11 protein-coding genes and 1 pseudogene are annotated in these 11,467 nt (G+C 70.4%); 10 read left to right on the forward strand and 2 right to left on the reverse strand.

Features of this window, described 5'->3' with window-relative positions:
- Positions 1-340 precede the first annotated feature (340 nt).
- From H5965_RS40115 to H5965_RS40135, 5 genes are read left to right on the forward strand one after another with little or no spacing between them, the layout of a single operon-like run.
- The gene (locus H5965_RS40115) at positions 341-1,348 is read left to right on the forward strand and encodes a LacI family DNA-binding transcriptional regulator (protein WP_310976287.1); all 1,008 of its coding nucleotides are present in this window, start codon (positions 341-343) and stop codon (positions 1,346-1,348) included.
- Between the two features lie 36 nt (positions 1,349-1,384).
- Complete coding sequence (locus tag H5965_RS40120) at positions 1,385-2,629, forward strand: sugar ABC transporter substrate-binding protein (protein ID WP_310976288.1); 1,245 nt, start codon at positions 1,385-1,387, stop codon at positions 2,627-2,629.
- A complete protein-coding gene (locus tag H5965_RS40125; protein WP_310976289.1) occupies positions 2,626-3,564 on the forward strand; it encodes a sugar ABC transporter permease in 939 nt (312 codons plus the stop codon). Before H5965_RS40120 ends, H5965_RS40125 begins: the two co-directional genes overlap by 4 nt.
- Positions 3,561-4,376: a carbohydrate ABC transporter permease gene (locus H5965_RS40130; protein ID WP_310976290.1), complete on the forward strand. Its 816-nt coding sequence runs from the start codon at positions 3,561-3,563 to the stop codon at positions 4,374-4,376. Before H5965_RS40125 ends, H5965_RS40130 begins: the two co-directional genes overlap by 4 nt.
- A 20-nt stretch (positions 4,377-4,396) precedes the next feature.
- Positions 4,397-6,397, forward strand: a complete 2,001-nt coding sequence (locus H5965_RS40135) for a TIM-barrel domain-containing protein (RefSeq protein ID WP_310976291.1) — start codon at positions 4,397-4,399, stop codon at positions 6,395-6,397.
- On the opposite strand, the gene H5965_RS40140 is transcribed toward H5965_RS40135, so the two are convergent.
- Positions 6,398-7,006 carry a pentapeptide repeat-containing protein gene (locus H5965_RS40140; protein ID WP_310976292.1) on the reverse strand — a complete coding sequence of 203 codons (609 nt, stop codon included), beginning with the start codon at positions 7,004-7,006 and terminating at the stop codon, positions 6,398-6,400.
- Positions 7,007-7,050: 44 nt separating this feature from the next.
- On the opposite strand from H5965_RS40140, the gene H5965_RS40145 reads away from it, so the two are divergent.
- Positions 7,051-7,653, forward strand: coding sequence for a TetR/AcrR family transcriptional regulator (locus H5965_RS40145; protein ID WP_310976293.1), 603 nt, complete (start codon positions 7,051-7,053; stop codon positions 7,651-7,653).
- Positions 7,654-7,675: 22 nt separating this feature from the next.
- On the opposite strand, the gene H5965_RS40150 is transcribed toward H5965_RS40145, so the two are convergent.
- The gene (locus tag H5965_RS40150) at positions 7,676-8,233 is read right to left on the reverse strand and encodes a YceI family protein (protein WP_310976294.1); all 558 of its coding nucleotides are present in this window, start codon (positions 8,231-8,233) and stop codon (positions 7,676-7,678) included.
- Between the two features lie 107 nt (positions 8,234-8,340).
- Here H5965_RS40150 and H5965_RS40155 point away from each other — a divergent pair, with 107 nt between their 5' ends.
- From H5965_RS40155 to H5965_RS40170, 4 genes and pseudogenes are all read left to right on the forward strand, one after another.
- On the forward strand, positions 8,341-8,817 hold the full coding sequence (locus H5965_RS40155; RefSeq protein ID WP_310976295.1) for a MarR family winged helix-turn-helix transcriptional regulator: 477 nt from the start codon (positions 8,341-8,343) through the stop codon (positions 8,815-8,817).
- Between the two features lie 8 nt (positions 8,818-8,825).
- Complete coding sequence (locus tag H5965_RS40160) at positions 8,826-9,809, forward strand: glutathione S-transferase C-terminal domain-containing protein (RefSeq protein ID WP_310976296.1); 984 nt, start codon at positions 8,826-8,828, stop codon at positions 9,807-9,809.
- Between the two features lie 72 nt (positions 9,810-9,881).
- A pseudogene (locus H5965_RS40165) lies at positions 9,882-10,076 on the forward strand (SDR family NAD(P)-dependent oxidoreductase); the annotation flags it as partial.
- A 137-nt stretch (positions 10,077-10,213) separates the two neighbouring features.
- Positions 10,214-11,344, forward strand: a complete 1,131-nt coding sequence (locus H5965_RS40170) for an epoxide hydrolase (protein ID WP_310976297.1) — start codon at positions 10,214-10,216, stop codon at positions 11,342-11,344.
- Positions 11,345-11,467 lie beyond the last annotated feature (123 nt).

Here is an 11,467-nt window from a genome sequence, read left to right on the forward strand (position 1 = left end):
GATTCGTCGAATCGTTTCGACGGCGCGGCGCGGAACATTCGCGTCGAACGGCGGGGAACCCGACGACTATTACAGCCGCGTGAGCAGAAGGTCAAGAGTTCCTGGGAACGCTCCCAGGCCGGTCGAGACGACGGCTTGATCGTGGCACTGAGCTGCAAAAAGAACGTTCAACAGGGACCTTCGACGATTTCGACGAACACCTCTGTTGTCGAATAACCATCGAATACCGGCAAACGGTGAATGATGCTTGTGTTTCCGGCGGGTGTCACTTACCTTCGTGCCATCGTCGATGCGCTTCGACACACCGCCCGTCCCCCTCCCCGCCTTCAGGAGGCCGCCCGTGGTCACGATCAACGACGTCGCCAACGCGGCCGGGGTCGCCCCCAGCACGGTGTCGTACGTGATCAGCGGCAAACGCTCGATCTCGCCGAAGACCCGGCGGCTGGTCGAGGACAGCATCCGCAAGCTCGGCTACCACCCCCACGCCGGTGCCCGGGCGCTGGCCAGCAGCAAGACCAACGTGCTGGCGCTGGTCGTCCCGCTGCGCACGGACCTCAACGTCGCCGTCGTGATGGAGTTCGTCGCCTCGGCGGTCACCGCGGCCCGCGCGCACGACCACGACTTGCTGCTGCTCACCAAGGACGAGGGGCCGGCCGCGCTGCAGCGGGTCGCGTCCTCGGCGATCGCCGACGCGCTGATGGTGATGGACGTCGAAACCGCCGACCCGCGGGTGCCGATGCTGCTCGCTCTCGACCTGCCGGTGGTGCTCATCGGCGTGCCCGACCACCCGGCCGGGCTGAGCTGCGTCGACCTCGACTTCACCGCGGCCGCCTCGGCCTGCGTCGCCCACCTGGCCGACCTCGGCCACCGCTCGATCGCGCTGATCGGCCCGTCCCCGGCGGTCTACCGGCGGGGCACGAGCTACGCGACGCGGTTCCTGCGCGGCTTCGACGAAGCGACGAAGAGCCGGGACGTGCGCGCGGCCTCCCACGCGTGCGCCCACTCCTACGAAGCGGTGAGCGCCTGTCTCGACGAGCTGCTCGCCGCCGATCCCGGCCTGACCGGCCTGGTCGTGCACAACGAGGCCGTGCTGCCCGGGCTGCTGTCGGACCTGCGCCACCGCGGCCTGCGGGTGCCCGAGGACATCTCGGTCATCGCCGTCTGCCCGGACAGCATGGCCGAGCAGCACGCCGTCGCGCTGACCAACGTGGCCATCCCGGCCGAGGAGGTCGGCACCCAGGCCGTCGAAATGACCATGCGCCGGCTCGCCGGCCACACCACCCCGGAGGTCCGGCTGCTCGGGCCCCGCCTCACCCGGCGCGAAAGCACCGCCGCGCCCCGCGCCTGACCCCCGGTTCTGCTCCGCTGCCGAAGGAGAATCACCATGCCCGTAGTCCGTCGCGCCCTCGTCCTGACCGCGAGCGCCACGAGTGCCGTGCTGCTGGCCGCCTGCAGCCCCAGCCCGACGGCCCCGGCCGCGCCCGGCGGCGCCGACGCCCCGGCCGCCACGTCGATCACCGAGCTCGACTACTACGCCGACGAGCAGGGTTCCGCCGCGTGGCAGAAGATCCTCGACACCTGCGCCGGGCAGACCGGGATCAAGATCGAGCGCCAGAAGGTGCCGACCAACCAGATGCTGCCGAAGGTGCTGCAGAGCGCCAGCTCGAAGACGCTGCCGAACCTGCTCTTCACCGACAACCCCACGCTGCAGCAGGTCGCCGCCACCGGCGCGCTGACCCCGCTGAGCGATTACGGCATCAGCACCGACGGCTACTACGACAGCATCGTCAAGGCCGGGACCTACCAGGGCAAGGTGTACGGCGTCGCGCCCGGCGTCAACGGCCTCGCGCTGATCTACAACAAGGACCTCCTGCAGGCCGCCGGCGTCGAGCCGCCGAAGACGTGGGACGAGCTGAAGGCCGCCGCGGCGAAGCTGACCAAGGACGGCAAGTACGGGCTCGCCTTCTCCGCCATCCCGTCCGAGGAAGGCACCTGGCAGTTCCTCCCGTTCTTCTGGAGCAACGGCGCCGAACTGTCCCAGCTGGACTCCCCCAAGGCGGCCCAGGCCCTGCAGTACGTCACCGACCTGGTGAACTCGGGTGCGGCGTCGAAGTCCGTGGTGACCTGGAACCAGAACGACGTCGCCGACCAGTTCGTCGGCGGCAACGCGGCGATGATGATCAACGGGTCGTGGAACATCGCCCGCCTCGACGAGCAGAAGTCCCTGCACTACGGCGTGGTGCCGATCCCGGTGCCGCAGGCCGGCGGCAAGCCGGTGGTCGCCCTCGGCGGCGAGGTCGGCACGATCCCGGTGACCGGCGGGCCCGCCCAGCAGGCCGCGGGCAAGGTGCTCTCCTGCATCCTGTCCGAGCCGACGATGCTCGAGTGGAGCAAGGCGCACGCCTACATCCCGTCGAAGACGGCCACCGCGCAGAAGTTCGGCACCGAGCAGCCGGCGATGCAGGCGTTCGTCGACGAGGTCGGCACCGCCCGCTCCCGCACCGCGGAGCTCGGCGAGAAGTACCCGAAGGTCTCGCAGGCGCTGGCCGACGCGCTCCAGGCGGCGCTGACCGGCAAGACCCCGGTCGACCAGGCCCTCAAGGCCGCCCAGCAGGCGAGCGGCTCGTGACGCTCGCCGCCGCCCCGACGGTCTCGGCGGCCCCCCGCGCGAACCGGAAGTCCCGCCGGGACAACCGGTTCGCCGCGTGGGCATTCCTGCTGCCCGCCCTGGCCTACATCATCGTGTTCTTCGGCTACCCCTTGGTCGCGAACCTGGTGATGAGCACCCAGAACTACACGGTGAAGTCGTTCTACACCGGCGAAGCACCCTTCGTCGGCATCGCGAACTACTCCGCCGTGCTGAACAACCCGCTGTTCTCGACGGCGGCGCTCAACACGGTGCTGTTCACCGCCGGGTCGCTGGTCTTCCAGTTCGGCATCGGCCTGGCGCTCGCGGTGTTCTTCAACGGCCGTTTCCTCGGCAGCGCGCTGCTGCGGTCGCTGCTCCTGCTGCCGTGGCTGCTGCCCCTGGTGGTCAGCGGCGCGGTCTGGCGGTGGATGTTCGACCAGGACCACGGCGTGCTCAACGCCGGCCTGCGGTTCGTCGGCTTCGACGCCGTGCCGTGGCTGAGCAGCACGAGCTGGGCGCTACCGGCGGTGATCCTCACCAACATCTGGATCGGCATCCCGTTCAACCTGGTGATCCTGCACGGCGGCCTGCGCGCCATCCCGGCGTCGCTCTACGAAGCCGCGGAGCTGGACGGCGCCGGGGCCTGGCAGCGGTTCCGGCACGTCACCTGGCCGCTGCTGCGGCCGGTCACCGGGATCGTGCTCATGCTCGGGCTGGTCTACACGATCAAGGTGTTCGACGTGATCATGGTCGTCACCGGCGGCGGGCCGGCCAACGCGACGCAGACGCTGACCACGTGGTCGTACCGGCTGTCGTTCCAGGACTTCGCCTTCGGACAGGGCGCGGCGGTCGGCAACGTCCTCATCGTGGTGGCGACCGTCTTCGGGCTGTTGTACCTGCGCTCGGCCAAGGCGACCCTGGCGGAGGCGGCATGAAGACGGCGAACTGGCCGCGGACCGTGCTCGGTGTGCTGATCGTCGCGGTCCTGCTGTTCCCGCTGTACTGGATGGTCAACGCCTCCCTGCAGCCCAGCGGCGCCCTGCTGCGCCCCGACCCGGCGTTCTTCCCCGTCGGCGGCACCCTGGACGGCTACCGCAAGGCCGTCTCGACGCAGGGGCCCAACCTGTTCTCCAGCGTCGTCGTCGCACTCGGCACGGTGGTCGTGTCGCTGCTGGTGGCGGCACCGGCGTCGTACGCGCTGGCCCAGCTGAAGGTGCGCGGCGGCCCGGCGCTGGTGTTCGTGCTGCTCATCGTGCAGATGATCCCGGGCATCGTGATGGCCAACGCGCTCTACACGGTGTTCAGCAACCTCGGCCTGATCGACAACTACCTCGGGCTGGTGCTCGCCGACTCCACCGCGACCATCCCGTTCGCCATCCTCCTGCTGCGGGCGTTCATGATCTCCGTGCCGAAGGAGCTCACCGAAGCGTCCCGGGTGGACGGTGCCGGGTACTGGCGCACGTTCTTCTCGATCATCCTGCCGGTCAGCCGCAACTCCCTCGTCACCGCCGGGTTGTTCTCGTTCCTGTTCGCCTGGGCGGACTTCCTGTTCGCGGTCACGTTGACCACCGGGCAGTCGTTCGAGCCCATCACCGTGGGCATCTACCGGTTCGTCGGCAACCAGTCCGCCGACTGGAACGGGATCATGGCCACCGCCGTCCTCGCCGCGATCCCCGCGGCGGTCCTGCTGGTCGTCGCCCAGCGCTACGTCGTCGCCGGGCTGACCAGCGGCGCCGTCAAAGATTGACCTCTTCCAAGGAGACCCGCGTGATCACCACGACCGAAGACGGCCGCTCGCTCGAAGTCAGGGTGCGGCACGAGGTGCTGCGCATCGAGCCGTGGGGCGAGGGCAGCCTGCGCGTACGGGCCGGACGGCACCGCATCATCGAGGACGTCCCGGGCGCGCTGCTGCCCGCCAAGCCCTCGGCGGCGACCGCATCCGCCGAGGGACGCACCGGCCGGGTCGTCAACGGCCCGCTCACCGCGATCGTCGAGATCGCCGACACCGACACCGGGATCGACGCGCAGCTCAAGTTCGTCCGCACGGACACCGGCGAGGAGCTGCTGTCCGAGCAGCGCGCGCACTTCTGGTGGCCCGGTGCGCGGCTGTTCATGCCCTCGCGCAACGGCTACGGCCGGCTCGAACAGCGGTTCAGCGCCTACGAGGGCGAGCGGCTGTTCGGCCTCGGGCAGCACACGCACGGCCGGCTCGACCAGAAGGGCCTCGTGCTCGACCTGGTGCAGCGCAACGCCGAGGTGTCGGTGCCGTTCCTGCTGTCCAGCCGCGGCTACGGGTTCCTCTGGAACAGCCCCGCCGTCGGCCGGGTCGAGCTGGCGGAGAACGGCACCCGCTGGGTCGCCGACGACGCGCGTCAGCTCGACTACTGGATCACCACCGGCGACGGCCCGCGCCAGATCCTGAGCCACTACGCCGACGCGACCGGGCACGCGCCCATGCTGCCCGAGTGGGCGGCCGGGTTCTGGCAGTCGAAACTGCGCTACCGCACGCAGGAGGAGCTCCTGTCCGTCGCGCGGGAGTACCACGCGCGAGGGCTGCCGCTGTCGGTGATCGTGGCGGACTTCTTCCACTGGACGCACCTCGGCGACTGGAAGTTCGACACCGCGGAGTGGCCGGACCCGGCCGGGCTGGTGCGCGAGCTGGCGGACCTCGGCGTCAAGCTGATGGTCTCGGTGTGGCCGTCGGTCAGCCCGCTCTCGGAGAACTACCGGGAGCTGCACGAGCAGGGCCTGCTGGTGGCCGCCGAGAGCGGCGTCCCGGCGCACGCGCCCTGGAAGGACAAGGGGTTCGGCGTCGAGATGCCGGTGGCGTTCTACGACGCGACCAACCCGGAGGCGCGGCGGTTCGTCTGGGGCAAGGTCAAGGAGAACTACTACGACCTGGGCGTGCGCGCGTGGTGGCTGGACGGCGACGAGCCGGAGATCCAGCCCGGTCACCCGCACAACCTGGGCTTCCACGCCGGCCCGGGCGCGGAGGTGTTCAACCTCTACCCGCAGGCGAACGCCCAGACGTTCCACGACGGCATCCGCGCCGAAGGCGACGACGAAGTGGTGCTGCTGTCCCGGTCGGCGTGGGCGGGCAGCCAGCGGTTCGGGGCGGCGCTCTGGTCGGGTGACATCGGAGCGACCTGGGCGTCGCTGCGGACGCAGGTCCGGGCGGGGCTGAACGTGGCGCTCGCGGGAATCCCCTGGTGGACGACGGACATCGGCGGCTTCCACGGCGGCGACCCCGACTCGCCGGAGTACCGCGAGCTGATGGTGCGCTGGTTCCAATACGGCGTGTTCTGCCCGCTGTTCCGCCTGCACGGCTACCGCGACCCGCGCCCGGCGTTCGGGCCGGAGATGACCGGCGGGCCCAACGAGGTCTGGTCGTTCGGTGAACCGGCGTACGAGTCGATCACGGCGTCGCTGCGCCTGCGGGAGCGGCTGCGGCCGTACCTGATGGAGCAGATGCGGGTGGCCCACGAGCAGGGCATCCCCCCGATGCGGCCGGTGTTCGTCGACTTCCCGGCGGACAGCGCCGCCTGGGACGTCGACGACCAGTTCCTCCTCGGCCCGGACGTGCTGGTGACCCCGGTGCTCGAGCCGGGCGTCACCTCGCGGCGGGTGTACCTGCCTGCCGGAGCGACCTGGACGGACGCGGTGACCGGCACCCGCCACGACGGTGGCGAATGGGTCGAGGCGCCGGCCCCGGCGGACCGGATCCCGGTGTTCCTCCGCGACGGGGCGGACCTGCCGATCCGGGAGTAGTCACCGCTCCCGCAGTTCGACCCACGGCTGCGGCTCGGGCTCGCCCGGCTCCCAGCCCGGCGGCCAGACCCGGACGACGTCGGCGTCGATCCGGACGTGGGCTCCGGTGAAGTCGTATTCGGCGGCTGTCGCGCCCGTGAAGTCGACGGGACCGGCGAAGGACGTCTCCACGAAGCTCGCCCTGCGGACTTCGCAGCCGCGCAGGTCCACCGCGTGGAGCACCAGGTAGTCGAGGTCGAGGTCCATCCCGGGCCAGAACCGCGGGGACTCGCGCCGCAGGTGGGGCCGCAGGAGCTGCCACAATTCGGCCTGCCACGCGACCGGGTCCGGCCAGTCGTCGTCGAACCGGGCGGCGATGGCGTGGACGCACTCCTGGCGCCGCTCGGGGTCGGCGTCGGCCTGCTCGGCGAAGGAGGCCAGCTCGGCCAGCCGGACGGTGTGCTCGTCGGCCAGCAGCCGGGCGGCGACCTCGTCCGGGACCGGCTCCGCCGGCGCCGACGGGGTCAGCACCTCGGCGGGCCGGTCCCGGCGCAGGAGCAGCCACGCCGTCACCGAGCCGGAGGCGGCGCCGATCACGGCCAGGACCGCGAACGGCGTGACGGTGGACATACCCGGAATTCTCCCGGTCGCCGCCAGCGAATTAAAATGGACCTGTGAGTCCAAGGCTGACCCCCAAGGGCGCGGCGACCAGGCAGCGGATCGTCGAGGGCGCCGCGGCGGAGATCCGCGAGCGCGGTGTCGCCGTCACGACGCTGGACGACGTCCGGGCGCGGACGGGGACGAGCAAGAGCCAGCTGTTCCACTACTTCCCGGACGGCAAGGAAGAGCTCCTGCTGGCGGTGGCCCGCTTCGAAGCGGACCAGGTCCTGGCGGTCCAGCAGCCGCAGCTGGGCCGGCTGACGTCGTGGGCGGGCTGGCAGCGCTGGCGGGACACGGTCGTCTCGCACTACGACAGCCGCGGGCAGCACTGCCCGCTCAACGTGCTGATCTCCCAGCTCGGCCGCGCGACCCCGGGCGCGCAGGCCGTGGTCACCGAACTGCTGCGGCGCTGGCAGGACGAGCTCGAGGCGGGCATCCGCCACCTGCAGCGGGCCGGCGAGGTCGGCGCGGACCTGGACGTTCCACGCGCGGCGGCCGCCCTGCTGGCGGGCATCCAGGGCGGGGTCGTGGTGATGCTGTCGACCGGACGCATCGACCACCTCGAAGCGGCGCTCGACGTCGGCATCGGGAACCTGCGGGCGAGCGGGAACCGGTGAGCCCGGTTCCCGCTCCCGGAAGTCAGGCGGACTTGATCGCGGAGATCTCGAACTCCAGCGTGACCTTGTCGCTCACCAGCACGCCACCGGTCTCCAGCGCGGCGTTCCAGGTGATGCCGTAGTCCTTGCGGCTGATCGAGGTGGAGCCCTCGAAGCCGATCCGGTCGTTGCCGAACGGGTCCTTCGCCGAGCCCTCGAACTCGAACGGGATGGTGACCGAACGGGTGACGTCCTTGATGGTCAGGTCGCCGGTGACGTCGAAGCTGGTCTCGCCGGTCTGCTTGATCTCGGTCGAGGTGAAGGTGATCTGCGGGTACTCGTCCATCGACAGGAAGTCGTTGCTCTTCAGGTGCCCGTCGCGGTCGGCGTTGCGGGTGTCGATGCTGTGGGCCTGGATGGTCACCTGGACGCTCGACTTCTCCGGCGCGTCGCCGTCGATGGTCGCGGCGCCGGTGAACTCGTTGAAGCTGCCGCGCACCTTGGTGACCATCGCGTGCCGGGCGACGAACCCGATCCGCGAGTGGGCGGCGTCGAGGGTGTATTCGCCGGTCAGCTGGGGGTAGGTGGTCGCGCTGGTCATCGCTGTTCTTCTCTCCTCGTGGTGGCGCCCCCAGGTGATTGAGGGTTCAACGACACTGTACTCACTTTGGCTGGTTGCGCAAGCAAGCTTTCGGTAGTGTTGCCCGCATGGGTGAACTGTCCGCTCTCGACCTCGACGAAGCCGCCTTCTGGCGGCCGCTGATGCGCATCATGACGGCGCTTCCGCGCGCGCTCGAGGACCAGTTCCTGCCCGAAACGGGCCTGGCGATCACCGACTACGGCGTGCTGGTCGCGCTGTCCGAAGCGCCGGACCACCTGCTCCGCATCTCCGGCCTGGCCGCCACCACCGGGCTGTCGCTGAGCCGGATCAGCCGGGTCGTCGACGACCTGACCCGCCGCGGCCTGGTCGAGAAGCGCCGCTGCGCCGAGGACGGCCGCGCGTCCAACGCCGTGCTGACCGAGGCCGGATTGGCCAGACTGGAGGCGGCCTACCCGAGCCACCTCGCCCGCGTGCGGGCCGCGGTGTTCGACCACCTGAGCGCCGAGGACATCCGCACGGCCGGGCCGGTGCTGGCCCGGCTGGCCACGGCACTGGACACCGCTCCCCCGACCGACGACTGCTGAGGACGCCGATGAGCGACAAGGGCGAGTACAAGCGCGACCAGAACTACCTCCCGGACCGCATCACGGCCGACGGCCGCGACGGCTGGCCGGTCGAGCCGGGCCGCTACCGGCTGGTGGTGGCGCGGGCCTGCCCGTGGGCGAACCGCGCGGTGATCGTCCGGCGTCTGCTCGGCCTCGAGCCGGTCCTGTCGATGGGCATCGCGGGCCCGGTCCACGACGAGCGCAGCTGGAGCTTCGACCTGGACCCCGGGGGCCGCGACCCGGTCCTCGGCATCGAGCGCCTGCAGGAGGCGTTCTTCAAGCGCGACCCGGACTACCCGCGCGGCATCACGGTGCCGGCGTTCGTCGACATCCCGAGCGGCCAGGTCGTCACCAACGACTTCGCGCAGATGACGCTGGACATGTCGACGGAGTGGACGGCGTACCACCGCGACGGCGCGCCGGAGCTGTACCCGGAGAAGCTGCGTGACGAGATCGACGACGTGGCGCAGAAGGTGTTCACCGACGTCAACAACGCGGTGTACCAGTGCGGCTTCGCCCGGTCCCAGGAGGCGTACGACCACTCGTACCGGAAGCTGTTCGCCCGGCTCGACTGGTTGTCGGACCGGCTGGCGGACCAGCGGTACCTGGTGGGCGACACGATCACCGAGGCCGACGTCCGGCTGTTCACCACGCTGGTGCGGTTCGACGCGGTGTACCACGGGCACTTCAAGTGCAACCGGCAGAAGCTGACCGAGCTGCCGGTGCTGTGGGCGTACACGCGCGACCTGTTCCAGACGCCGGGTTTCGGCGACACGATCGACTTCGCCCAGATCAAGGAGCACTACTACGTGGTGCACAAGAACGTGAACCCGACGGGGATCGTCCCGCTCGGCCCGGACAGCTCCGGCTGGCTCACCCCGCACGGCCGCGAGGAGCTCGGGGGCCGCCCGTTCGGCGACGGGACCCCGCCGGGCCCGCCGCCGGAGTCCGAGAGGGTGCCCGCGCTCTGACCCCTTGGCTACGGTGATCGCCATGGAACGCCTGCGCGATCGCCGGGTCCTGGTCACCGGCGCCTGCCGGGCCTCCTGGCGTCTCACACGCACGAGACGTCGCTGGAGCTGTGGAACCGGGTGCTGGCGGTGAACCTGACGGGCACGTTCCTGGTGACGCGCGCGGCCCTGCTGCGGTCCCCGGCGGGCGTGGTGGTCAACTTCAGTTCGACGTCGGCCTCGTTCGCCCACCCGTACATGGCGGCGTACAGCGCGAGCAAGGGCGGCGGTCACGAGCACCCGAGCAGACGGCCCCACCCGGCCACACCCCCTGCCGACCCGATACGCAGCCGCTCTCAACGGCCGGCAGGAAGCACAAAGGCAGAGGACTTCACCTGTCCTATATCCGCGAGATCGTCGCCCCCATGGATCCCTTCCACATCGACATCCCCCAGTCGGACCTCGACGAGCTCCGCCACCGCCTGGCCCGGACCCGCTGGCCCGGCGAGCTCCCCGACGCCGGCTGGGACTACGGCGTCAGCCAGGCCTACCTCGCCGACCTCGTCGGCTACTGGCAGCACGGCTTCGACTGGCGGGCCCAGGAAGCAAGCCTGAACCGGTACCCCCAGTTCACCACGACCATCGACGGCCAGAACGTCCACTTCGTCCACGCCCGCTCCCCCGAGCCCGACGCGACTCCGCTGATCATCACCCACGGCTGGCCCAGCACCATCGCCGACTTCCGGGACATCCTCGGCCCCCTCACCGACCCGAGAGCCCATGGCGGTGACCCCAAGGACGCCTTCCACGTCGTCGCACCATCGGTGCCCGGGTTCGCCTTCTCCGGACCCACCACCGAACGTGGCTGGAACACCCACCGCGTCGCGAAAGCCTGGGCCGAGCTGATGCGCCGGCTCGGCTACGAACGCTACGGCGCCCACGGTGGCGACTTCGGCAGCATCGTCTCCCCGGAACTCGGCCGCGTCGCCCCTGACGCCCTGCTGGGCGTGCACCTCAACGCCGTCGCCAATGCCGGGGTGCCGACCGCTCCCGGGGACCTCGACCGATTGTCCGAAGAGGACCGGAAGCAGGCGCGGGAGAACGAAGCCTGGTGGTACCCCCACTCCGGCTACGCCACCCAGATGGCCACCCGGCCGCAGACCCTCGCCTACGCCCTCAACGACTCCCCCGCCGGCCAGCTCGCCTGGAACCTCGAGTGGTTCGTCGACTGGGATCCCACCGCCACGGACCAGACCCCGGTGAGCCGGGACGCGATCCTGACGAACGTGACGATCTTCTGGCTCACCGGCACCGCCGGCTCGGCCGCGCGCCTCTACCTCGAGGCCGGCCAGGACGGCTGGGGCGAACGTCCCGCGCCCTCCGGGGTCCCCACCGCGGTGGTGAACTTCCGCGGCGACCACGCGATCCGCGGCCTGGCCGCACTGTCCAACACGGTCACGCGCTGGACCGAGTACGACACCGGCGGACACTTCGCGTCACTGCAAGCCCCCGAAGCACTCGTCACCGACATCCGCGAGTTCTTCCGCGGCCTCTAGACGAGTAATGCGTAAGCCTGGGTGGTGGCTGGAGATGGGCGAAGGGTGTTCAAGATCGGTTTGTGACGACTGACCTGAACACCCTTCTGACCGCACTCTACGTCAAGATCGACGACCACCTCG

Origin of the sequence: Amycolatopsis sp. 505 (assembly GCF_031625235.1) — a bacterium.
Taxonomy (GTDB): Bacteria; Actinomycetota; Actinomycetes; order Mycobacteriales; family Pseudonocardiaceae; genus Amycolatopsis.